This is a genomic window from Halomonas sp. H10-9-1, assembly GCF_040147005.1.
In the GTDB taxonomy this organism is placed as follows: Bacteria; Pseudomonadota; Gammaproteobacteria; order Pseudomonadales; family Halomonadaceae; genus Halomonas.
Window position 1 is genome coordinate 691,385 of the sequence record NZ_JAMSHO010000001.1, and the last position, 23,450, is coordinate 714,834.

Annotated in this window: 13 protein-coding genes; all 13 read right to left on the bottom strand. The window is 67.9% G+C overall.

Annotated elements, in window-relative coordinates; all coding sequences use genetic code 11:
* Positions 1 to 548: 548 nt before the first annotated feature.
* A complete protein-coding gene (locus tag NFH66_RS03220) occupies positions 549 to 1,514 on the bottom strand; it encodes a tetratricopeptide repeat protein (RefSeq protein ID WP_349608331.1) in 966 nt (321 codons plus the stop codon).
* Complete coding sequence (locus NFH66_RS03225; protein WP_349608333.1) at positions 1,514 to 5,140, bottom strand: eCIS core domain-containing protein; 3,627 nt, start codon at positions 5,138 to 5,140, stop codon at positions 1,514 to 1,516. Before NFH66_RS03225 ends, NFH66_RS03220 begins: the two co-directional genes overlap by 1 nt.
* Positions 5,141 to 5,142: 2 nt before the next feature.
* Positions 5,143 to 7,044 carry an ATP-binding protein gene (locus NFH66_RS03230; RefSeq protein ID WP_349608335.1) on the bottom strand — a complete coding sequence of 634 codons (1,902 nt, stop codon included), beginning with the start codon at positions 7,042 to 7,044 and terminating at the stop codon, positions 5,143 to 5,145.
* 1 nt (position 7,045) lies between these two features.
* Entirely contained in the window at positions 7,046 to 8,428 is a 1,383-nt protein-coding gene (locus NFH66_RS03235) for a hypothetical protein (RefSeq protein WP_349608337.1), read from the bottom strand.
* A gap of 139 nt (positions 8,429 to 8,567) precedes the next feature.
* Positions 8,568 to 12,230: a hypothetical protein gene (locus NFH66_RS03240; RefSeq protein WP_349608339.1), complete on the bottom strand. Its 3,663-nt coding sequence runs from the start codon at positions 12,228 to 12,230 to the stop codon at positions 8,568 to 8,570.
* 10 nt (positions 12,231 to 12,240) lie between these two features.
* Positions 12,241 to 13,971, bottom strand: a complete 1,731-nt coding sequence (locus NFH66_RS03245) for a hypothetical protein (RefSeq protein ID WP_349608341.1) — start codon at positions 13,969 to 13,971, stop codon at positions 12,241 to 12,243.
* Between the two features lie 62 nt (positions 13,972 to 14,033).
* Positions 14,034 to 14,933: a hypothetical protein gene (locus NFH66_RS03250; RefSeq protein WP_349608343.1), complete on the bottom strand. Its 900-nt coding sequence runs from the start codon at positions 14,931 to 14,933 to the stop codon at positions 14,034 to 14,036.
* A 9-nt stretch (positions 14,934 to 14,942) separates the two neighbouring features.
* Complete coding sequence (locus tag NFH66_RS03255; RefSeq protein WP_349608345.1) at positions 14,943 to 17,306, bottom strand: phage tail protein; 2,364 nt, start codon at positions 17,304 to 17,306, stop codon at positions 14,943 to 14,945.
* Between the two features lie 13 nt (positions 17,307 to 17,319).
* Entirely contained in the window at positions 17,320 to 19,512 is a 2,193-nt protein-coding gene (locus tag NFH66_RS03260; protein WP_349608347.1) for a putative baseplate assembly protein, read from the bottom strand.
* A 174-nt stretch (positions 19,513 to 19,686) separates the two neighbouring features.
* The gene (locus tag NFH66_RS03265; RefSeq protein ID WP_349608348.1) at positions 19,687 to 20,064 is read right to left on the bottom strand and encodes a GPW/gp25 family protein; all 378 of its coding nucleotides are present in this window, start codon (positions 20,062 to 20,064) and stop codon (positions 19,687 to 19,689) included.
* Between the two features lie 30 nt (positions 20,065 to 20,094).
* Entirely contained in the window at positions 20,095 to 21,750 is a 1,656-nt protein-coding gene (locus tag NFH66_RS03270) for a hypothetical protein (protein WP_349608349.1), read from the bottom strand.
* 12 nt (positions 21,751 to 21,762) lie between these two features.
* Positions 21,763 to 22,401, bottom strand: a complete 639-nt coding sequence (locus NFH66_RS03275) for a phage baseplate assembly protein V (protein ID WP_349608350.1) — start codon at positions 22,399 to 22,401, stop codon at positions 21,763 to 21,765.
* Entirely contained in the window at positions 22,398 to 23,450 is a 1,053-nt protein-coding gene (locus NFH66_RS03280) for a phage late control D family protein (protein WP_349608352.1), read from the bottom strand. Before NFH66_RS03280 ends, NFH66_RS03275 begins: the two co-directional genes overlap by 4 nt.

Genomic DNA, 23,450 nt, shown 5'->3' on the forward strand with positions numbered 1-23,450 from the left:
ACAGGGAGGCGGGTGTCGCGGTGGTGGGGCAGGCCGCCCCGAGGCGCGGGGAGGATATCATCGGGCGCTCGTGTGTCGCCGTCAAAATTGAGCATGCCGGTGGACGTGAATCCACATTCACAGGGATCCGAACTGTCATCTGACCAGGCTCTGGGAGATCAACTGCTTCGAAAGTTGTGCCGCTTTACATGATGAGTCACTAACGTGTAGCGCTCTGCAAGCAGACACCTCGTCAGCAGCATCACTCGGTGAGCTGAATCGACCACAGCCGTATCGCCGATCGGTGGGCTCACCGGCTCCACCGGCCTACCGCCGATGCCGTTGACGGAAAAATCCTTGGGAAGCCGGAATGTTACCGTGAGGCACGAGTTCCATGTAGGAAACCGCTTGGTATGCCTCTTCGCGACTTCTTGCGGATACTATTGGACACGCAGTTGCTTAGTTGTTCCAGCCGTCATCGAGCCTGAAGGCGTTCACACCGCAGCAGTGCTCACTGAAAACTGTAGTCCCTCCCTGCAGGCCGCGCAACGGCGATGCCGAGCGTCACGTCAGTGCACCCGTTGCAGCATCTCCCGTGCTTTCCTGGCGTAGGCATCGGTGCCCTGTGCCAGGCTCGCCAGTATCGCCTGGCTCTCCTCGCATGACCGGCCCTGCTGCTTGCTGAGCGCCAGGTAGAAGCGGTAGCGGTTGCTGTCACGGTGCGCTTCCTGCACCTGGTCGAGCAGTTGCTGGGCCTGCTCGGTCTCGTGCCGGGACAGGTGCAGGACCGCCAGCTCGATCCTGGCTTCGTCCTCCTCCGGGAGCTGGTCGACGATCTGCCGCAGATACGTCATGGCCTGCTCCTGGTTGCCGAGACTCAGCTCCGTCAGCGCCAGGTGGCGCAGGGCATTGGCATCGGCCGGATTGAGGTGCAAGGCGTTGTGCAGGGCCTGGCGGGCATCGCCGAAGTTGTTGCTCAGGAAGCAGGTGATGCCGAACTGGGCCCAGGCTTCGGCATTGCGATCATCCAGCGACAGGGCGGTCTGGTAGCTGCGCAGGGCTTCCGGATAGCGTTTCTGCGCCGCCTGGGCGATGCCGAGACGAACATGCAGCGGGCTGCTGTGCGGCTGCAGGCCGATGGCCCGTTGTGCGGCGTACTCGCCGCTGGTGAAATCCCCCAGCAGCACCTTGAAGCGGGCCAGGGCGTCCCAGGCGATGGGATTGTGCGAATCTTCCGCCACCGCCTGTTCGATATGGTGCATGCCGTCCTGCACCTGCTGCAGCGCGATCAGCACCTGTCCCAGGTTGCAGTGCGCCATGGAGGAGTGGGGGTCCAGGGCGATGGCGCTGCGCAGGTGCAGCAGTGCCGGCTGCCACTGCTGCCGCTGGCTGAGCAGGAACCCCAGGTTGTTATGGGCGCTGGCGCTGTCCGGGTCGAGTTCCAGCGCGGCCCGATAGGCCTCGGCGGCGGCGTCGAGATCCCCCGCGCCGTGGGCCTGCAGTCCCTTTCTCAGAAAATCGGCAACGCTGTTCATCAGGCAATCCTCCCGATCAGGCCGCGCAGCAGTTGATTGGTATCGATATCCGGCACCTCGAACTGGACGTCGTCCAGCGAGATGTCGAAGGGCTCGCCCTCGTGATAATGCACCGGCAGGCGGATGCCGAAGCGGTAACCGGAGCCGAAGGAGTAGGACGCGAACTGCCAGCGTTCGTCGTAGACGCTGAAGCCCAGGGCGCGGACGCTGACGTAACCGCCGATGTCGAAGGTGAAGCTGGGCTGGGCGTGAATCGCCAGGTTGGCGCTGAGATCGAGGCCGTCGGAGGGTGTCCAGTCGATATGGACGCCGGCCTCGGCAGCGCCCTCGATGCCGAGGGTGCCGCCGATGTCCAGCCCCCCCGTGGCGCTGGCACCGGTGATGCCGAGGCCGATGCCGGCCCGTACCGACAGCCTGAGCCCGGCATCGGCCGGCACGCTCAGGTGCGCATCTCCGGTGACCCGGGTGTCCTCCTCGTGGGCCGGATTGTAGGTGATGCCGATGCGCATCTCGTCGATCATCCCGGGCCCGATGCCGGCGACGGCACCGAGCCCGCCGCCCACCTCGGCGACGATGCCGGGCACGATCGGCACCTGCACGGCGATGCTGAAGATCGACTTGTTGACCTCGCGGCGGGCGAAGATCTCCACCTCGTTGGGGATGCCGATCTCGCCGGAGACCGTCACCTCGCCGTTGGGGTCGAAGCGGATCCCGGCGGTGCCCTGCAGCCAGGGCGCGATCTGGATGGTAGCGGAGCCGGCGCCGTAGATATTCAGCGCCCCCTCCGGCAGCGGGTCGCCGCTTGGGCGGCCATCCTCGCCGACGGCACGGTTGGTGGCGCCGACGGTGACCCGGCCGGACAGCATGCCGCGCTGGTAGGCGCCGCTGAACTCGGCGGTGAAGGCGCCATCGTCGTAACCGACGGTGAGTTGGGAGTCGACCCCGGGAATGGCCGGCTGGGCGGTGCCAGTGGCGCTGACTCGCCAGTCGTCCCCGCGCTTGTTGACGGTCACCTCGATGGAGCCGGAGCGGATGGCCGGATTGGCCGTGAGCTGCAGGTTGCCGCCGATGGTGAGGCCCGCCTCCTCCGAGTAGTCGACGGCCAGGCCCACTTGCTCGACGCCGGGAATGTCGGGGTCCACGTCACCGCTAGCTGCGAATGAGTCGTCCGAAAACTCCACCGTGATTTCGGCGGAGTGAATGCCCCTGATCTTGTCCGGGTTGCTGATACGTAGTGTGCCGTCTCCACTAAACTGGTTGTTCTGATATCGCAGAGTTGCCGATGCTTCATCGAACAGCTTTGAGTCAAAATCGAAGCTGCCGGAAGCATGAAATCCCCTACTTTGGGTATAACCCGCGGTAAGGTTGCCGCTACCTAGATTCTCGATACCGAAATAGATGGTGCCATCCACCCCGAAGCCCTGTTGTCGACCGTAGGACAAGGCGATGGCGCCTTCGGTAATCGTTAGACCCGGTAATGGAAGGTTCAAGTCATCCGGTCGATATTCGGCACGTAGCAGAATGTCATTGCCGATCCAGCTCAGATTCAGTGCTGTGTTGGAAAGTAACGGGATCGACGGTGTTGGGATTTCGCCTTCGGCAACGAACCCCTCCGATCCTATCTCAAGCTCGCTGAAAAGGGCGGGACTGGTGGGGGAAAAATCCACTGCGGGTGGAGGCGGGGGCAGGGCATAACCCGCATAGGGGCCCAGACCGCCGATTTGCAGCGTAACCTGTGGGTTATCTGGTTGCCACAAGGGCGGTAAATCCCATCTTCCGGACAGGTTGCCGATAATTGGCCCCGGTGCTTCGCGGAAATTTAGTTCAGTCTGATCCGTTAATTGAACTGATTCGATAATGATACCGGACAGGCAACGAGCGCTGCGCTGACGTGGCTGAAACTCCAGGGCGCCGCGAGGATGTCCAAAGCGTCCGACCTCGATTCCGCCAGGTCCGGAATAAAGGACGAAGGAGCGATCGTCGCCCTCGTAGCTCATCGGAGGCACGCCGCGTATCGAGTCCAGCGGGTCGAGAGCCTGAACTTCAGCACGTGTCCACCAAGATGAATCGCCTTCTGACATCCCCATGCCACTATCGACCGATACTCGATCAAAAATGATATCGTGCGTTCTCAGCCACTCGCTCTTGGGCAGTCGCACTTCCTCGGGGATGGTGTCGAGGTAGTCATCAACCCGGCTGTAAATGCCGGACATAATGCTGCTTCCAGATGAGCTGTTGGATGGCTGGTCAAGCAACTCCATGTTTTCCAAGTTGTTACCGACGGCATTCCGGGTTCCGTGGGCGCCGGAAGTTTGTAGTTCTACGATATGGTCAACCTGATATTGCCGAACATAGTTGCCCTCTCGATCCCATTTCGGGACTTTAACAATATTGCGAAGAAACTTTGATTTGCTGAATGAAAGTTGTTCTGAGTGATTGGGTAGCGAGAAGGTTACGGCATGATTTCTGTTGGTGGGCCAGTTAATCGAAGGTTCGAGTGCCTGCAATTTAGCCGCCACATCGCTTTCGGATGGCTGTATATCACGTTTCCAGGCACTACTTTGCCGAGTTGTATTGCTGCCTCTGCTGGGGCGCGTGTAATTTCGTATCCTGGCCAACTGGCCGCTGTTGGCCAGTTGCGTGTAAAGCGGCAAATGTCGTTGCTTGATCGCCGGGATACGCAGATTGGAAAGGTTCTCCAGCGCTGTAGTGACATTGTCGTTGTCTGCCGGGGTATCGGCGGGATCGATTGAACGATGGATCTTGCGTGCCACATGGCGCCCCTGCTGGACCACATGGGTCAGTTCATGGGCCAGTAGTTCGCGACCGGTCTCGGTCTCCGGCGTGAACTCGCCGGGGGCGAAGTAGATATCGCTGCCGATGGTGAAGGCGCGGGCATTCAGTTTCTGGCAGAGCTCGGCGGCCTCGTTGTCGGTGTGGATGACGACACGGGAGAAGTCCTGGCCGAACTGCTGCTCCATGTCCTTCAGGACGGTATCCGGCAGCGGAGTGCCGTTGCCCCGGCTGTTCTGGATGCGTTGCTCGACCATCGCCGTGGCGGTGTCCTGCTGTCCCTCGCTGGGTGCCGTGGCTTGTGGCTCTTCCTCCTCCTGCCGCCACAGTTTCGTCATCAACGGCGCCTCTTCCTCGTCGGCCGCCTTTCGCCAGAGCTTGGTCTGGGCCTCCTCCTCTTCGCCCTTTCGCCAGAGTTTGGGGTGTGCCGTTTCCTCTTCCTCTGCGGGCTGGCGCATCAGCTTCGGTTGCGCGGCTTCCTCTTCTTCCTCGCGCTGCAGTTTCGGTTGCGCAGCCTCTTCTTCTTCCTGACGCCGAACCTTCGGCATCATGGCCTCTTCTTCCTCTTCGCCAGCCTGGCGCGCGACCGAACGGGCGACGACACGCTGGGCGGAGGCGAGCGGAGGCGTTGCCTCGTCGGGGGCCGGGCGGGCACGCCGCTTTACGTCCGCCGCCACGGCATCGGCCTCCTTCTCCTCGGCATCCTTAGGATCGCTGACCCGGAGCTTGCGCTGCAGGTAGGCCGGCGTGCTCGCCTTGCGTCGGGCCCTAGCTGGCCCCTGGGGCTTGTGCGGGTCTGCCGGCTTGGCCTTGTTGGTCTGCTTGCTGTCCATGATCAGCCCTTCAGGTTGTCCAGCGCCGAAGGCATGCTGCGACCGAGCTTCTGGTATTCCCGCTCTATCGCCTGCACCAGGCGCGGAGGCTCGATGGGGGCGTCGGCCGACTGGGTGCCGGCGGCGGCCAGCACCGCATTGCGAATCTGTCCGCCGGTCAGGTCGCAGTGGCTCGCCAGGCTGCGCACGACGTCGCCATCCGGCGCCCGCTCGCCGAGATGGCTGTGCCACAGGCGCTGGCGTTCGGCGAAGCCCGGCAGGGGAAAGTCGATGATGATCTCGATGCGGCGGTTGAAGGCGCTGTCGATGCGCTCGCGGCTGTTGGTGGTGAGGATGACGATGCCGGGATGGTTCTCGATGCGGGCCAGCAGATAGTTCGTGAGGTTGTTGGCGTAGCGTTCACCGGTCTGCTTGGCGTCGGTGCGGCTGCCGAACAGCGAGTCGGCCTCGTCGAACAGCAGGATGACGTCGCTCGCCGCGGCCTGGTCCAGCAGCAGCCCCAGATTCTTCTCCGATTCGCCGATGTACTTGTTCATCACCGCGCCGAGGTCGACGCGGTAGAGCGGGGTGCCGAGCCGGTTGGCCAGATAACTGGCCGCCAGCGTCTTGCCGGTGCCGCTCTCTCCGACGAAGAGCGCCCTGAGGCCACTGCTCCGGCTCGCCTGCAGGGTCGTGCCCAGGTTGCGCCACAGCGACTCGCGCTGCTGCGCCCGGGCGATCATCTCCTCGAGGTATTGATCGATCAGCGGCGGAAAGACGACCGCGTCACGGGAGACATGGCGCCGCACCGGTTGAGCCAGCAGCCGCAGCTTTTCCGTGCCATGGTCCTGGCGCGCCCGCCGGACATGATCGGCGCCGAGGGGTTCGCCGCTCTGCTCGGCATGGCGGCGAGCACTGTTTGCCAGCTGGACGATGGTGGGGCCGCTGAGCAGGACGCTGCCGCTGAGTTGGCGAGCCAGCGTTTCCTGTCCCAGGGCCTGTCGCCAGAGTTCGAAGCGCTGCTGCTGGTCCGGCAGGTCCATGAAGTGTTCGAGGCAGGCATCGTCGGCGACGGCACCGTCCGCGTTCAGGATGATGACGGCCGGATGATGGTGGGGGAGTGCCGGCAGCTGCAGGGCTTTGCCGGCGCTCAGTTCCACCTCGATCACCGGCAGCCAGGCGGCGTAACGGCAGGCGAGCGGGAAAGACGCCTGCTCCCGCCACAGCGACAGCGGCGTGGACAGCGGCTCCATGCCCAGTAGCTCGGCAAGGGCCCGGGCCATCAGGTGCCGTCCGCTGTTGGGGTGGCCGCGCAGGATCAGGTGTCGCAGCTGCCCGTCCAGCAGCGGCCGTGCCAGGGTCGGCAGCGCCTGGCGGGCGCTCTTCGGCAGCAGGCCGCGGTCACCGCCGGCGATCGGCCGGGTGCCTGGCCAGGGGCGGTCGCGGTCGTTCAGCACCGACCAGAAGGGCATCGGCATGCGCAGGGCCTGCAACGGCAGGGGACCCTCCCCCTCGAGCTCCAGCAGCGACTGCGTCAGCAGTGGGCTGTTGAGCAGATCCAGCGCGTTCCAGGCGGCCCCTTGCGGGAACAGGCTGTTGATCAGTTCCAAGGCCAGGTGCACGCCGACCGCGCCGGACCCGTCGGGGTGTTGCAGTTCGTTAAGCGCGAAGGTTATCTGCGGTCGGGTCTCCGCCAGTCCTACCAGGATCAGCACGAAGGCATCCGCTCGGCCGAGGCCCTGCTCGTCGATGCAGTCGGCCAGGCGGCCCCCCCGCGGCGGCCAGTGCTCGCGGATGGCACGCTCGGCCGTTTCCCAGTCAGCGTCCCGATCCGGGTTGCCGTAATGGGCAATGCCCGTCTCGACCCACTGCAGCAGGGTGGACAGGCTGGAATCCGGTATGGACAGCAGTGCCAGGTCCGTCATCTCAGGCTCCTCCCGGTGTGTGCTGCTCGAAGTGGAACTGTACCACCCGGCCCAGCCAGGGCAGCCAGCCCGGATTCAGGTCCAGCCCCGCCAGGCGCACCTCCAGCCGCGTCCGGGACAAGGCCGTATGCATGTCGAGATGGCTGGCGCTGAAGCGGATACGGGCGGGCAGCCTCAGCAACGATGGCTGCCAGAGCGAGGAGGGGCCATACCACTGTCGTGCCAGCGCTTCGATGCGCTCGCGTTCGGGCAACGGCGGCTGCGCCTCGAGATCCCGCCAATCGTCCAGTCCCAGTTGGGTGGCCAGGAAAGGCACCAGCGGGTCCCGGTCGTCCAGTGCCAGCAGTTGCGCCACCCGATAGAGCCACAGCCAGCCGCTGGGCAGGGCCTCGCGGTAATCGCCCATGAGGGACCGCAGCGGCGGACGATCGAGAAAGTTCAGCAGATAGAGCACGCCGCCCTGCGCTGTCTGGAACTCCGGCGCCGGCAGAGACGGCGCCTCGGCGCCGCTTTCCGTGCGAACCGCGACCCGGCTCAAGGGGTGCGCTGGCGGCGCCCCGCCGGGCGACTCGTCGCTTGCCCGGCCCGCAACCCGATGACGCTCCGCCGGCCGCGCCGGTCCGGGGGGGCCCGAGCCTCCCCGAGGAGGAGAGGAAGGGCTGCTGTGCTCCGGGCGTTCCGTCGCCTTGGACGCGGGCGGGTCTGGTGGCGAGGGCCGGTCTGGCGGCGGGAGCGGGGAGCGGTGCTCGCTGGCGCGCCGAGCCGGAGAGCTCCCGGGCGCACTCTCGCCGGTCAGCTGCTCGGTGATGGCGGAGAGCGTTGCCGACGCCGACTGCATCAGCATCAGCGGGACGCTTTCCTGCGCGATCAGCAGGGCAGCCAGGCGGAAGCGGGGACCGGCGGGAGGGAGCGTCGCCAGGGCCGGTTGCCAGCGCTCCCTGAGCCGTTGCGGCAGGCGCAGGGGGGCGGTGCCCGAAGGCGGCGCCGATGCCGGGTCGGCGATACGGTAATCATTATGCCAGCACAGTTCCTGCATCAGCTGTTCGGCGTCCGGGTCGGCGAGCGCCCGCCAGACGAGGGGCAGCTGTCGCCGCGCATGCAGCGACTCCGCCAGTCCGTTGAGCTGCGTCTGATGGTCCGCCAGCACCGAGCGGAGCGCCCGGCTCGGCGGCAGGGACAGCAGGCGTGACCAGCGCCGCCAGTACCAGTGCCGGGCCGCGACGCCCTGGGCCAGGTCGGCCAGCAGCGCCGCCAGCATCTCCAGCCGGTTGGCGAAGCGCATGACGTTGGCCGGGTCGGTGCCGTGGCGAAGACACTGCTGAACTTGCTCCCGGAGTGCCGTGCCGATGCGATCGGCGCTGCCCGTCACGTGGAGTCGTCGCACGAAGACGATCTCGTCCCCGCCGGCGTCGGGCCAGTCAGCCTGCTGCAGGGTCCGGCTAACCCGGTCCTGCGCACCGGCGGGGCCGCGAATGCGCAGGGTGCCGATGGTGGTGTCGCGGCCCGGGGTCGCCATGGCGGGGCTACCGGCGAGCCTTGCCGACCACCGCGAAGCGGGAGTCGACGGTCAGGTCGGGTTGCACCAGGTCGAGAATGCGCACCTGGGTGCTGTCGGGGCTGTGGTCCTCCACGGTCAACTCGGCCGCCACCTGCTGATTCAGGTCCAGCAGCTGCAGCTTGACCCCCGGCAGGACGGCGCGGTTGAGCTGGACCCGGAAGCGCTCGCCGGGCCGAGCCACCCGCGGCGGCACGAACACTGTCCCCCGCACGATCTCCTGGGGGTCGCCCAAAGAGGCGAAGATCAGGCTGGCGCGGATCATGTTGCGCATGGCGTGGTGACTGGCGGCGTCGGCGTCGTCGCTCAGCTGCCGGAACCACCAGTCGATCAGCTCGGCGATGGTCCGGGTGGCGTTGAAGTCGTCCTGTTCGGCGCGCTCCAGCCCCGGCCACCAGCCGACCTGTTCCACGCGGAGGCGGTCGTCTTCCGCCAGCTGCCCCCATTGCAGCCGCAGGGAGCCCGGCAGCAGGGCCAGCTTCTCCAACAGGCAGGCCTGGCACTGCTCCAGGCGTTCGCGCAGGGTCTGTGCCTGCTTGCGCAGCCCGCCCCGGCCACCCTGGGTCAGATCCTCCAGCGAGAAGACCTTCGCCGCCTGCTGCTGGGTCTGCAGGCTGCTGCGGGTGAAGGCGGGCAGCCTCAACCCGGCCCACTGCGCCAGCACCGCCTGGGTCTGCAACTGCACGGTATGCAGGCGGGCCTGTAGCGTGCCGGTCCCACTCTCAAGATCGGTACGGGCCGGACGGGCGGCGAAACGGGCCTGGCGAAGCTGGCCCAGATAATCGTACTTGTCGAACGGCGGCAGCTTGGCCCGCAGGGGCTTCAGGCCCGCCCAGTCGTCCATCGGGATCTCGGTCACGGCATCGAAGAAGCCATCCAGCTCCTGCGGCAGGCTCGCCTCGACGTCCCCGTCGCAGCCCGGCACGAGATCGTGTCGGCCGCGGTGGCGCAGTGCCAGTGGGTCCGGCAGCGCGAGGGAGACCGGCGTATTGCGCACTCGCACGTAGTAGAGCCCCTGTACCGCCGTGGTGAGAATGCGCGAGCGCTCGAGGTTGGCGTCATGGGCCTGGCGCCAGTCCTCCTCGAGCAGGCGCTGGGCCACGCCGTAGTCGCCTAGCTGTTCATCCAGGTAGCGATCGAGGTTTTCCAGGGTTTCTCGGGCCACCCGGATCAGGCCGCTGAGCTTCTCGATCTGCGCCTGCTTGCGGGTGTGTTCGCGTAGCTTGCCTTGCAACTTGCGCTCGATCTGGTTGTAGCGACCTTCGACGATCGAGATCCAGTGGGTCAGCACCTTGCCGGCGTTGAACAGGGCCTCGTAGCGCTTCTGGCTGGCCACCAGGCCACGCAGCCGTAGCCGCTTGCTTGCCTGGCTTTCCCCGTCTGTCGATTCTGCCTGCTGGTCCGCAAGCTGCTGGGTTCGGGTGTCGATCTCCTCTTCCAGGCGAGCGGGGGCGAGCAGGCCAAAATCCTTCTCGCTGACCCTGAGCCTCTTGCTGAGGGCGGCGGCGTCGGTGGGGTCGAAGAGGTCGCGGATGGTGGTCACCAGGTCCCGCATGCCGCAATACGCGGTTTGGTATTCACTGATTTCCGGGCTGATATGGTCAAGCACGCCGAACCGGAACTCCTGGGTATCGAAGGCCGGCTTGCTGACGGGGTTCTTGGCCAGGTTGGCCAGCAGGTCGAGGCGCTGCTTGTTGATGCCGAGCTCGAAGGCGGAGTACGTCTCGGGCTTGGTGGTCAGGTAAGTGGGGATGCTGTTGATGCTGGTGTTCAACGCGGATGACATCAGGTTGCTGCTGAGGCCCCTGCCGAGGCGGGGGGCGGTGTCGCCGGTTGGCGTGGGACTGGCAGCGCGAGTGGAGGTCGTCCGCACCACCGGGGCCGCCGCTCTGACGGTTGGCGCCGCGCTGGCGGGGGCCGCCGTGAGCTCCTCCGGGATCAGGTTGGTATTGAGGCTGGCATAGGGCAGCCAGCGCGCCACTTGCAGGCCATTGCCGTCGCCGGCGACGCCACCGGCGAGGGCGGAGAGCGCCACGGTCTGCGAGTCCAGCTGCTGGCGCTGCAGCAACACCAGGTCCCGGGTCTTCTCCAGCCGCGAGCGGATCGTCCTGATCTGGTTCTCGATGGCCTCCAGCTCCACCAGGGCCACCGCGTACTGGATCACCAGGCCGTCGTCTTCCGGTGTGGACACCGGCGGCGGTAGCGGGACCTTGTCGACCGTCACCAGCCAGTCGCGGTAGAAGGCCGGCTGCGCCGGGATCCCCCTGGCGTACGGGTAGGGGGGAGCTGTCTCGGGGTCGAGAGTGCCGAATGCCTGCCGTGCCCGCTGGATGACATTCTGGAACAGGCTGGCCGGGTCGATGGGCGGCAGGGTCGGCTTGGGCAGGTCCAGGTGCTTGAACTGCGCCGGGTCCAGCCCCCGGTGTTCGATGGCGGACAGGTCCTCGGGTGGGGGCAGCGGCTCCACGTGGTAGAGCCGGTCGAATTGCGTCCGCCAGCGATGCCAGGCGTTGTAGGCGCGCATGTAGAAGCGGTAGATATCGGCCTCGAGCCGCGCCTCCGTGGGAGGAATGTCCAGCAGGTCGGCGCGGTAATCGCGGCGCTCCAGCGCCAGCAGCAGGCGGATCCTGTCGCCGGCGGGGCGGCGCAGGTCGATCACCCGGCGCGGCAGGTGCCGGTCGATCAGTTCCGGCACCGAGTCCGCCGGCACCGGCACCATGTCGACCCCGAGGTGCGCGGGCAGCCAGAGCAGGTCGGGGGCGACGGCCGCCGGGCGCTGCAGCCAGTTGACGGGCAACTGGCCGGCGGCGGGCAAATAATCCAGGTGCAGGTTGGCGTCGAGGAAGTCCGCCAGCGGCGTCGCGGCATTGGCCGGTTCACTGGCGGCCTGCATCGTCCGGCGCAGCGTGGCGCTGGTCTGGTTCAGCAGGACCCGATAGCCTGAGTGGGGGCTGGCCTCGTAGCGGCCGGCGGCCTCCGACACCCAGGCCACGCTGTGGCTGTCACCGCTGGCCGTGATCGCCAGCAGGGCCAGCGGAATGGCCTGCTGGAAACCGCCCAGGAACTCGCCGTCGACGCGGTCCGCGGCCACCCAGTTCTGCAGCCGCTCCGGTGGCGTGGCGGTGACCACTTCCGAGGCGATGGCCAACCGCTTGAGCCGCACGCTGGTGACCGCCACCAGGCGTGAATCCCTGGTGGGGTCGAACTCCATCCGCTGGCAGGGTTCTACGCCGGGGGCGTCGATGGTGTCCAGTGCCTGCTGCAGCGTCAGGTAATAGACGCCGGTGGCATCCGACGTCGCCGTGCGGGTCAGGTAGTACTCGATCAGGGCCTGCCACTCGGCCTTCAGCGGCATCTGCAGGTTCAGTGTCTGGCCCTGCGGCGTGACGGCGAGTCCCGGGCTGACGACGAAGGTTGCATGGTCCGTGAGCCCACCGGCGCCGCTGCTGCCGAGACGCAGGCCATGGACCACGCCCGCGGGTCGGGTCTTGAGCAGCGGGGCCAGGCGCGCATCGGCATAGGCCTGCTGACGATCGAACTCTTCTTCCCCGAGGTGGCGTCCGGCAAACAGGTGCAGCCGTTCCAGTTCGGGCGCGCTGGCGATGGGGCGGTGCAGCAGGATCATCGACATGGTCGGCTCCTCAGTTGATCTGTCCCACCAGTGCTTCCCACTGGTCCGCGAGGTCGCCGTCGATGCCGAGTTCGGCGGCGGCCTCCACCACCCGCTTGCCGGTCACGGCGGGGTGCCGCTCGTCGGTCTTCCGCAACCTCTCCAGCAGCACCGGCAGCGTCTTCCGCTCGATCAGCACGCGCAGGGTCGGCCAGACCACGGCGTCGTAGTGGCGCTCCACCCGGATCAGGAATTCGTTGGCCTGCAGGACCAGCGGTGCGTCCTTGCCGACGCTGTCGATCAGCTGTCCCAGGGCCTCCTTGCCGCGACCATCCCGGGGCGGACGCATCTGCGCCAACCGCTCGAAGTCGATGAAGCGCAGCAGCACGCTCTCCTCATCCTCGATGACGCTGCCGGGGTCGGACGGCGTGGTCGGCGCCGAATCATCCGTCGGCGGGGGCTCGGCGGGTTCCGGCACGTGGCTGCCGAGCGCCAGCACGATCCCGCTCACCGCGGTTTCCGCCGTCCGGACCGGGCGCCGCACGTACATCAGCCGGCCGTCGGCCACGGCATCCCAGATGCTCTGCCAGACGCTGGCATCGGTATCGAGGCGGTGTACCGGCTGCATCGGGTAGAGCTTCAGGCGCAGCAGATCCAGCTGCGGCAGGCGTCGGCTCTCGGGATCGATATCGCGCTCCAGCTGGCTGGCGTAGAGGCCATAGTCCTGATTCGACAGCGGCGCCAGTACCACGATGTCGACGCCTTCGCGGCTGTTCAGGTCGATATTCGGCAGCCGCAGCGACTCGGCCCGGATCAGTTCCAGCTCCGACAGTCGGACCGGCGCGACATGGACGTTGAAATGCTCGGGGAAATAGCCCTGGTGGCCGCCGACCGCGTCGATGGCGTCGCGGGGCACGCTGCCCACCGGAGGCAGCAGGCCGAAGTAGTCACGGGCGGCGAAGTGGTTGTCGAGGCTGCCGCCGGCGCGGGCGGTGAGGATATCGGCGAGCAGGGCCTCGTACTGGCGCGACAGGTCCTGTTGCAGGTCCGTCGCGCCCCCCTGCGGCCGCGCCGGCTGGCGCAGCAGCTCGCTGTCCAGCCACTGCGGGGTGTCGTTCTGGATGGCGAGGACCCCCAGCGCCACGCTGTCCTCCGGCAGCAGCGCAGCGGCCTGTTCGCTGCCCAGCAGCTCGCGCATCAGGTTGGCCCGGACGTGCAGCGGGTCCTGCTGCGGCAACGCCAGGGGCAGGGGCACTAGGCCCAGCTGCACCGACTCCGTCACCAGGGCGTAATCGGCGCCGCGCCTGGAGGCCAGGTCCGTCGGGAACACCTCGGCGATGTCGGTGGCCACCTCGACGTATTTCAGCACCACGGCATAGAGCCCGCGGTTGAAGCGTCGGTACTTGCTGTCGTTGAGCTGGGCGATGAGGGCCCGGTCGCCGAGGCTGACCAGCAGCTGGCGGTTGAGCTGCAGCACCCGGCCGAGGGCCGTGATGGCCAGCCCCGGCCCCAGGGTCAGCAGGCCGGAAAAGGGGTCGTAGTCGAGCGCCAGGCCGGAGAGCACGCCCTGGCCCAGCACCTTGCCGATCTCCCGCAGGCGCTGGTCCAGGTAGATCTGGTCCCGCTCCAGGTCCTCGGCGGTGAGCAGGCGGCCGTCGAAGTAGTGGGTACGGGTCATGCGTGGGTCGATGTCGGCGATATGCTCCAGGCTCTCGCCGGCGGCGATGGGATCCCCCAGGGGTTGAAACAGAATCTCGCTCATGGTCCCTCCTCGCATGCTTGGTTAACCCGGCTTGTGAACAGGAGCGGCAGTGTCATGTCGGTTCACCCTTGGCGATGGAGCCAGGCCAGCTGGCTGGCGGTGGTGAGGAAAGGGCGCACCAGGTTGTTGATGCTGATCCGCTGCGGGTTCACCACGACGTTGACCGGGTCGGGGGTACTGATGCTGATCCGGGCCAGCAGCAGGCGGGCGCCGGCCTCGAGTTCGTCCGCCAGGTTGGTGGTGGCCACGCCGCCGGCGTCCAGCGCGTGCAGCAGCCTGGCGTGCAGGCTCAGTTGGGCGGCCGCGGCGGGGTTGTCCAGCTCCAGCGCGTCAAGGGTCTGCTGTTCGACGGCGGTGAGGCCGGGCACCGCATCCGTCACCGGGGGGTGACTGGCCCAGGGCGCGAAGCGCTCATCGGGCCCAGGCGGCAGTTCGGGGCTCAGCTCGAGCTGCACGCTGTCGGCGGTGCGGCTGGGCTGGACCGCATCGGTGCTGAGGTTGAGCTTGCGCGTCAGCACCGGTTGGCGTGCCAGCGGGCAATCCTTCTGGCGCACGGAGACCCTCAGCCACAGCCGCTCGGTGTCGCCATCGAAGCCTTCGAGCAGGTCGCCCTCGCTCTGGGCCTCCAGCCACTGGCGAAGGTTGATGCAGTAGGTTTCGTGCACCAGCACTTCCCGGCCGAGTCCGTCGATGGCGATCCCGGGACTCACCTGCAGCCGCACCAGCACATCGTCGGTGTCGTTTTCATGGCTGTCCGGGGCCATGCTCACGTGCAGCCCCGCCAGGGTGCCGTAACCGTGCAGCCAGTACTGGTGGCGGGTGAGGCGGCGCCGGTGGTAGGCCTGCTCGTCGCGGGTGGCCTCCAGCCCCAGCATCATGCCGGCCTCGTAGGACACCCGGCGCAGTGGCTCCGCCAGCTGGTCGTCCTGTTTCAGGGTCGGCAGGTCGTCCTGGTTACTCATGGGGCCTCCTCATGGTTCGTCTCCTTGCCAGGCGCCGGCGTTGATGTCCCGCGGCGAGAACGCCACCGGGTTATGCAGCTGGCCGTCCTGTCCGATGCGGGTTGTGTCGAGGACGACCGGCTCGGCGCCGGGGCGGCGTTCCAGATAGGTGTCCACGCCGAGCAGCGGCGAGGTGCCCAGGATGAAGGGCCGCTCGGTCTCGATGATGTGCCACTGCAGGTGCGCCGGTAGCTGCTGCGTGAGCATCTCCTCGACGGCGTGGCGCTGCTGCCGTGCGGGGCCGTGCAGCAGTACGCTGAGGCGGTGGCCGTAGCGCTCGAAGAAGGCCTCGACCGCCCGGGCTTCCTCTTCCGTTGCCAGCTCCGGCGCGAACAGCGCCAGGAATTCCCGTGCGTCCATGTCCGAGAGGATCAGGCTGTCGCCGACGATGCTGTTGCCGCTCATGCCGGTGCCGAGGGTGAGGGGGTGGTCGGCGTCGTCCATGTGGCGGCCGAGGATGGTCGCCAGGGTGCGGCGCAAGCGGAAGTTTTCCAGCACCACGACCTCGCCCCGCTGCACCCCGCCGTCGGTGAGGATGTCCAGCGCCAGGTTCACCGCCGGCAGGCTCCCCTTGTACTGCTGGATCAGGGTGACCTCCTTCAGCCAGCGCCGTCGCCGCGCCATGGGCCAGTGCTCCGGCAGGTCCGTGCCGAGGGCGCGGGCCAGCCAGTGCAGGTTGTGCGCCGGCGCCGAATCGGGATGGAGCAGTTGGTCGCTGGCGGCGATGCGGCCCTCGATCGGGGTGAGCATCCCTTCGAAGCTCGCCAGTAGCCGCTCGCGGGTATCGGCGCCGTTGGCCGGCCCACTGGCGTTGGCGGGGTCGTAACGCAGCTCCTGCCGAAACAGCTCCGGCAGGTAGGCCTCCTGGTAGGAGAAGCGTGGCTGATACACCCGGATGGCATGCAGGGACGGCGCCGCGCGCCCGTTGCCCTGCAGCCGCACCTGCAGCTGCAGATACCGGCCGGCAAGGCGGCGTACCGGGCCGCCGGGGCGCTGCAGCAGCAGTTCGAACAGCCCCCGCTGGCCGTGCTCGTGACCGGACAGGGCCTGCTGGAACGCCAGCTCCGAGGGGAGGGGGTTCCACACCGGCAGCGGTTGCTCGATCAGTTCGGCGCTGCCCCGTTGTTGCGGGGTGTCGAAGACCCTCACCGCCAGGCTGATGCCGCAGCCGGGCGGGATGCAGGCATCGAGGTAGACACGGTGCCAGAGGGTGTTGGGAGTGCCCGAATCCAGCACCTCCTGCAGCAGGGCCGTCGCCTCCAGGTGGTAACGGGGCTGGCGCAGGGCGTGCAGTTCCCGCGGCCGCGGGTCGAAGTTCGGGTAGTCCGGGTCAGGCTCCGCCTGGTAACGCAGCTGACCGTCGGCGCTGCTGGCGAAGCGGGGCACCGCCAGTGACAGCATGGGATAGCGCTCGTGGATCAGGTGCGCCTCGCCGCCGTCGCTGGCGGCATTTCGCTGCAGGCCGAGCACCGGGCAGTCGCGCTGGCGGAAACCGGCATCGTCCGCCTGGCGTGGCGCCAGGGCCGCGAGCCGGCCGGGGCCGACCATCTCGAGGTCGACGGCGAAGGGGACGTCGTCGCCCAGCGCATAGCCCCGGTACGGACGGTCGCGGACCGTCGAACGCGAGCGGCCGAGGATCCGCTGGTGGCCGGCGCCGTCGTGCACCAGGAGATAGAGCCGCTCCCGGTCGCCGCACAGCGCCAGAGCCTCCCACCCGGCCGGCAGCAGCTGCTGCCAGCGCAGGCCAAGGGCATCGGGATTGGGTGTCACCGGCTCGAAGCGGCTTTCGCGGGGCGCATAGGGCAGCGGCAGGGGCGCGCCCTGGCAGAGCATCAGCCGGTCGGCGGCGAGGCACCAGATGCGAGCGTCTGCATCCACCCAGGCGCGGCGCGGCGCCACCGGCAGGGCACACTGGGCCAGCCAGCGCTGGCGCAGGTGGAACAGCAGCAGGCCATGCTGGTCGGCATCGTCGCTGAACGGCACCGCGAGAAGGCCCTCGCGGTTCAGGCTCAGGTCCCGCAGGGTACCGGCCGGCGCGCGCAGGGTGTTCAGATCCCCATCCTTCAGCGGCCGCCAGCCCCGGCCGCTGTTGAACTCCACCGAGCGGGCATCGGCGCCGAGTCGCGCGACCTGATAGTGGGCGTCCACCGCCATCGGCGTCGCCGCTTGCCAGGCGGCAAGCGCTGATGTCGGGTCGCTGGCGGGCAGGCGCAGGTGCTGATTCTGCGCCAGGGTCAGGGCCTGCCGGCCGGCGTGCCACTGCAGCCGTCGCGAGCCTTCGGCGAACTCTGCTTCGCTGCGCAGCAGGAAGTAGGGGGTGTTGTTAACGTCCATCAGCGTCTATCCATCAACATAGGTCCGGTATCACCGGCACGGCGATACCGTCTCCATCGTCACCCGGGGCACCCTGCAAGGGGCCGACCCCGCCGGGCAGCGGGGGGGTGTCCCCGGCGCCGCCAATGCCTGCCCGCACGCCCATCAGTTCCGGCAGCTGGTAGCTGGTCAGGGCCAGGGCTTCCGCCTCGGGCAGCCGTCGCCACTGGGCCTGGCCGTCCCGGGAGGTCAGTTCGAACAGCGCCACGGCGTTGACCGACTGCACGCCCTCGACCCGCGCCACCCGGGTCAGCAGTTCGTTGGCCCGCACCGCGCGGCCCAGGGCCCAGCCGTCGCCGTTGGCCCCGCCGGGTGCCAGCGGCCAGAGGTACTCGGTCACGGCGGCCTGTACCGCCTTGAGGGTCTGCTGCTCGGTCTGCGCCTCCCGCACCTGCACCAGGATGCTGACCGCGAGGGGGACGAACTGCGGACTCAGCACGTAGAGCTCGGTGCCGACCAGGATGCGGCTCAGCAGGTAGTGGAACAGGTCCTTGAGCAGCGCCTTGTTGGGCTTGGGCCAGTTGCCGATGCCGACCTCGGCCGGCGGCAGCACGAAGACGCTGACCGCGCCGGGCACGTCCCGGCGCGCCGCATCCAGGGTGTTGCCCGGCAGGAAGCCTTCGATCACCTCGGCGCGCGCTACCGGGTTCACCGGATTGCCGCGACAGATCAGCTGGAAGTCGGTGGCGGTCACCGCGCGGTTGCGGTGGGTCAGGAACTGGGGGATGCGCTGCTCCGCCTGTTCCACGGTTTCGGCGTCGCGACCGCCGCGCAGCGGCCACTCATGGCGCAGCTTGAAGCGCGGGCTGGCGTCGACGATCTCCCTGATGCTGCCCGCGGGCAGGTTGCCGCCTGCACCGCCGCCATGGCGGTAGCGGGCGATGCGGATGCGGGCCCCGCGGGGCGGGCGCCGGCCGTTCTCCAGGCCATCGCCGAAGGAGACGTAGCCCGATGCCGGATCGAGGCGATAGACCCGGGCCTCCGGTCCCTGGCCGGCGAGGTAGTCCACCCCCTGCCACGGCACCCAGGCGCCCTCTTCCTCGACCTGCAGGTCCAGGCTGCCGGCGTCGATCTGCTGATCGGGCAGGGCCACGACCTGATCCGGCAGCCCGGTACCGAGCCCGACGATGCGGTCCCGCCGCAGGCCCTGCGCCACGACGTCGACGCCGTTCAGGCCCAGGTAGCCCAGTTGCAGGTCGGGGTCGTCCGGGCAGCGCAGGCGCAGCCACAGCGCCACCCGGGCCGCCTCGACCGCATCGTCCAGCGCCGGCGGCAGGTTCTTGCTGCCGTCGAACATGGGGTCGGCGTTGGCGAAGTCCTCGAACAGGGCGCTGTTGTTGGGCAGGCGTAGCCGCACCACGCCGGCCTGGCGCCCCCCCAGCGACGTATCGGACATGACGTCGAGCGGCAGGAAGCGGGTAGTGCCGTCGGGACCGGCGGCGACCAGTTCCCACAGCAGGTGGCGCGCCTCCAGGTCGCCCACGCTGTCGCCCTCCAGGTCGTCCGCCGGCGCGATGGCCAGGTTCAGGCGAATGCCCGCCAGGTTGTCGCGCAGCAGGTCCAGGTTGTCATCCAGTGGTTTCGGCGCGATGCAGGCCAGGTAGAAGCTGTGATCCAGGCTCCGGGCCAGGCTGAGCCGTTCGCGGCCCGGCGCGAAGCGCCGTGGCTGGAAGGGCTTCGGGGTCTCGCCCCTACGCAGGCCGAACTGCTCGTGCAGGTCCTGCAGCGTCATGCCCAGCGTTGCCAGGTCGTCGGGAGTCAGGCGCTGCTTGATCAGCACCTGCAGGGACAGGCAGGTGGGCTGCAGTTCGCCCTGGGTGGTCAGGCTCTGCTTGCCGCCGCGCAGCTGGCTGCCATCCCTCAGCAGGGGTGGCAGCGTCACGCTGGTGGGTCCGGCATCGACGCAGACGACCCCCCGGGCCGGGCGTGCCGGCCGCACCGGGATCTGCAAGAGGTTCAGCAGGATGCGCCGCTGCCGCTCGGGAATCAGGTTGGCGCGGTAGAGGATCGTCTCGGTGAGCCAGGCGAACAGGTCGATGAAACCATGCACCGGATCGCCGGGTGCTATCTGCGTCAATTCCGGCAGGTGGGTGGCGAGGCGCTCCCTGGCTTCGGCGACCAGGTCATCGAAGCGGCGATCATCCAGGTTGGGGACCGGTAGTGGCATGCTCTCTCGTCCTCCTTGGCAGACAGCTGACAACCTATCTGCATTGCCGAATGCTGCGTTAAAACAGGCTATAAAGGCTCATTTAGCCGACTAAACTGCGCTTTCTTGCCGGTTCTGGTTCTCGCCGGTTCTGGCCTCGCCTCGGCTGCCTCGGTTACGCTTTTCAGCCATCTGCTAGACGCCCAGGTTCAGGGTCAGCCCCAGTTCGGCGGGGGCCGGGTTGTGGCGCAGGCGATAGCGGATATTGATGTGCACCTCCGACGAGGCGTCAGGCCCCGGGCTGACGTCGACGGCATCCACCACCACCCGTGGCTCCCACAGCGCGAGGGACTTCCTCGCCACTCCGGCGATCAGGTTGCGGGTGGTTTCGTTGTTGGGCTGGTGGACGAAGTCGAGCAGGCCGGCGCCGAAATCCGGCCGCTGCAGACGCTCGCCGGGGCGGGTCAGCAGGATATTCAGCATCACCTCGCGCACGCTCTGGTCGTCCGCGGCCCACCTCAGGGCACCGTCCTCGTCGACGCCGCCCAGCGGCCAACTGCGAACATGGGGCATCGGGGTTCTCATCGCGGTGTCACCTCCTGCCTACTTGTCGACCTTGGGAAACGGCAGGCATATCCGCACCCAGGGCAGCCAGAAGAAGACGATGTTCAGCAGCGAGATCATGATCATCAAAAGGATCATGGCCACCAGGGTGATCACCGGCAGGCTGAACGAGCAGATCCACTGGACGCCCAGTTTCGGGCCCTTGCCGATGACGTCCTCGCTGGCCCCCTTCTTCAACCTCAAGCCGTTGATGAAATCGAAGGTGTCGCCGGGTGTCAGGACCGCGGCGCCCTTCGCCAGGCCCCGTTTCAGGTCCCTGAGGCTCGGCATGGGAATCAGCGATGGCCGGCTGGCTTCGGGGTCCAGCGGCGCGGCGACCCGGAACTGCAGGGACCGGCAGTGGCCATCCCCCCACTGGAGCTGCTCCTTGCCCTGGTCGTTGCGGGAGCGGACGAAGGGCAGGATCTGGTAGACGTCATGCTCGCCCTGGCCGAACTTGGGCAGCGGGATTTCGCGTGCCTGGGCCAGGGTCTGCTCGCGAAAACGCTGGCCCAGGCGGTGACGGATATCCTCGGCATCGCTGGCGAGCAGCTTCAGCGACAGGGCCAGGGTCCCGTTGCCGTCGGCAGCGGGCAGCGGCGCCAGCCGTGCCAGGCGGTCGAGGCCGCCGGCCTGGTCGGCGGCCTCGTCCTGCTCGATGAGCCATCGCACCAGGGGGTTGGCATCGCCGCGGGCGAAACAGTCCTGCAGGTAGGCGGTGAGAGGAAAGCGCCGTGCCCCCCTGATCAGCTCGCGGCTGTGCTCGGTGAAGGGGGCGCCGCGCAGCCGGGCGGGAATGCGAGCGTCGTCGTAGAACCAGATGTCGGCAAACAGGGCCTCGAGCTCGGCATTGGCCGTGCGCCCGGCCTCCCCCAGGTGATAGCGGTTGACCAGCAGGCGCAGCAGCTCGAAGAGCGAGGTGCTGGGCACGCCGTCATCCACCTGCACGCTGTCGTCCGTCCGCCATGCCGCTGGCACGTCGTCGCGGTACCCGAAGGGCCAGGGCAGGGAGCGGGCCGCGACGTCCTCGACCACCCGGCGGCTCTGGGCATCGAACAGGCCCTGGGGGTCGCGTTCGTAGTAGAAGCCTCCCAGCGGCACGTAACCGAACAGCAGCGTATGGCGCTTGCCCTTGGCGTCGGTCGTGTCGAGGACGTGCAGCGGATGGGTCTGCTCGCCGCTATAGGTGGCCTGGTTGGCGCGCGGGCGTAGCACGCCGTTGGCGCACAGCCGCCGGTCGAGGTCCGGGTCCTTGGGGCCGGCACTGGCGTCGCGCCAGCCCAGGGCTTCTCCTTCCTCGAGGGTCCAGGCCTGTTCCCGGCCGTCGCGCAGGCGTCGAATCACGAAGCCGGCCGAGGTGATGCGGGCAGGATCCAGCGCCGGGCGTCCGAAGCGTTCGCAGACGACTTCGCAGCACAGCAGGTGGAAGGCGCGATGGGTCGGCAGGCGCAATACCGGCTTGCTGTCGAACGGGCTGTGGGTCTCCTCCTGGGCCCAGTCGGCGAACTGCGCTTGCCCGAAGCGTCGCTGCTGTATGTCCTGCTGGAAGCGGGCGACGAAATCCGCATCCAGGTAACGCAGCAGCGTGGCCCGCTCTCCGTTCTCGAAGTACGGGGCCTTGAGGCGAACGTCGTGGAGCATCTGGACGCTGGTCATTGTCTCTCCTCGTTACCACATGTTGCCCGCACCGGGGGTGTAGGCGGTCCCCACTACCGAGGTGGCGATCAGGGTGTCGCACTGGACCACGCCGCTGAAGCGGGACATGCCCGCGTCCACCTGGACCAGGGCGGCGGACAGGTTGACCTGTGAGGCGCTGATGTTCACCGGGCCGGCGCTGTCCACGTTGATCTCGGCGGCGGTCATGGTGACGCTCTGGCTGCCGCGTTCGATCGTCACTTCGCCGCCGCCGCTCTCGGTGACGGTGACGCGGTAGCCGGAGCGGGTGCGCAGCTCCACCTTGGGGTCGTTGTCGTCGAACTCGAGCACGGTGTCGCCCGGGGTGCGCACCACATAGTGCTGCTCCTGGGGGTCGGCATCCTGCGGGCGGCTGCCGCTGCCACACCAGATGCTGCCCAGCACCAGCGGGGTGTCCTGGTCGACGAACGCCACCACGACGATTTCCTCCAGGCGGGGGACGAAGCTGGCGCCATAGCCGTGACCGGCCGAGGGGGCCACCACGCTGGCCCACATCTCCATCGGCGCGGCCTGCAGCCGGACCTTGACCCGGCCGCGGCTGTCTGGGTCGGCATTGTCGGTGACCTGCGCCAATTGCAGGCTGTGCAGGTGGCCAAGGGTATGGGCGTTCATGGGGCAGGGCTCCAGTCGGCTCGGTTCACTTTGAGATGGGTCTCGTAGCCGTTCTGGCTATCGAAGCGGTGGCAGCAATGCACCACCTGGTAGGTGCCGCGCAGGCGCGGCGACACGCCGCCGAGCCGGATCTCACGGCCGCTTTGCAGCGTTGGCTCCCCCAGGCAGACGATCTCGCCCTGCACGAAGCGCTTGGCCATGCGGTGGAAGTGGGCGTCGGCATAGGCATCCGCCTCCGCCTGGCTGCGGGCGAAGGGGTGGGGCACGGTTTCGTCGCCGGCCCAGCCCAGCCGGGCCAGGGTGTCGGCGGCGCTGGTCGCCTCGGGCGCGGGGGTCAGCCGGTCGCTGCTGTGGTCCACCGCCTCGGCCGTGTCGACGTTGTAGCCCTGGCTGCGGGAAGCCACCGGCTGGTGGTTCAGGTCGGCGATCAGCCGCACGCTGAGGGCACTGTCCTGGGCGCTGAGCTCGACCGGCGCGCCGTCGGGGGCTTCCGGCCGCGCGCGCAGGGTATCGTCCTCCAGCCGCAGGGCGATGTCGAAACGGCCGAGCAGGCGCAGCAGGAACGCCAGGTCGCTTTCGTTGAGCTGATGCCAACTCTGGGTGATGCTGGAGACCTGGACATCGGCGCGCAGCCCGGCGGCGTCGGCGATGGCGCGGACGATATCGTCGGGGGAGTGTTCCTCGTAGCTGCGATTCTGCCGCGTCCGGGCCAGCCGGTGCAGCCTGTCCTGCAGCAGCAGCGCCAGGCCGGGGGCGCCATCGCCGTACTGCTCCTCGATGGCGGTGATGTCCCCCCGGAAGATGCGCACCGGCTCCGGCTGGCCCATGGCGATCTCCAGTTCCGTCCCCAGGGCGATGTCGTCGAAGACAAAGGCCGGAGCGTCCCCGCCGGCCGGCGTGCCCCAGTTGGTGACCGTCAGCTCGGCATGGGCGCAGCCGTGCAGCGGCAGGTTCACCACCATGCCGATGAGCGCAGCGCTGAGGTCGTCGCGTCGTTGCCCGTCCACCTTGATGACCGGGCGGGCATTGATGAAGGCGTTCTCGGGCAT

What these genes read in the sequence shown, in the direction of transcription:
- NFH66_RS03280 (WP_349608352.1), bottom strand. Translation starts at nt 23,450, where the DNA reads ATGCCCGAGAACGCCTTCATCAATGCCCGCCCGGTCATCAAGGTGGAC.
- NFH66_RS03265 (WP_349608348.1), bottom strand. Translation starts at nt 20,064, where the DNA reads ATGCCCCATGTTCGCAGTTGGCCGCTGGGCGGCGTCGACGAGGACGGT.
- NFH66_RS03255 (WP_349608345.1), bottom strand. Translation starts at nt 17,306, where the DNA reads ATGGACGTTAACAACACCCCCTACTTCCTGCTGCGCAGCGAAGCAGAG.
- NFH66_RS03220 (WP_349608331.1), bottom strand. Translation starts at nt 1,514, where the DNA reads ATGAACAGCGTTGCCGATTTTCTGAGAAAGGGACTGCAGGCCCACGGC.
- NFH66_RS03225 (WP_349608333.1), bottom strand. Translation starts at nt 5,140, where the DNA reads ATGGACAGCAAGCAGACCAACAAGGCCAAGCCGGCAGACCCGCACAAG.
- NFH66_RS03250 (WP_349608343.1), bottom strand. Translation starts at nt 14,933, where the DNA reads ATGAGTAACCAGGACGACCTGCCGACCCTGAAACAGGACGACCAGCTG.
- NFH66_RS03245 (WP_349608341.1), bottom strand. Translation starts at nt 13,971, where the DNA reads ATGAGCGAGATTCTGTTTCAACCCCTGGGGGATCCCATCGCCGCCGGC.
- NFH66_RS03270 (WP_349608349.1), bottom strand. Translation starts at nt 21,750, where the DNA reads ATGACCAGCGTCCAGATGCTCCACGACGTTCGCCTCAAGGCCCCGTAC.
- NFH66_RS03240 (WP_349608339.1), bottom strand. Translation starts at nt 12,230, where the DNA reads ATGTCGATGATCCTGCTGCACCGCCCCATCGCCAGCGCGCCCGAACTG.
- NFH66_RS03275 (WP_349608350.1), bottom strand. Translation starts at nt 22,401, where the DNA reads ATGAACGCCCATACCCTTGGCCACCTGCACAGCCTGCAATTGGCGCAG.
- NFH66_RS03260 (WP_349608347.1), bottom strand. Translation starts at nt 19,512, where the DNA reads ATGCCACTACCGGTCCCCAACCTGGATGATCGCCGCTTCGATGACCTG.
- NFH66_RS03230 (WP_349608335.1), bottom strand. Translation starts at nt 7,044, where the DNA reads ATGACGGACCTGGCACTGCTGTCCATACCGGATTCCAGCCTGTCCACC.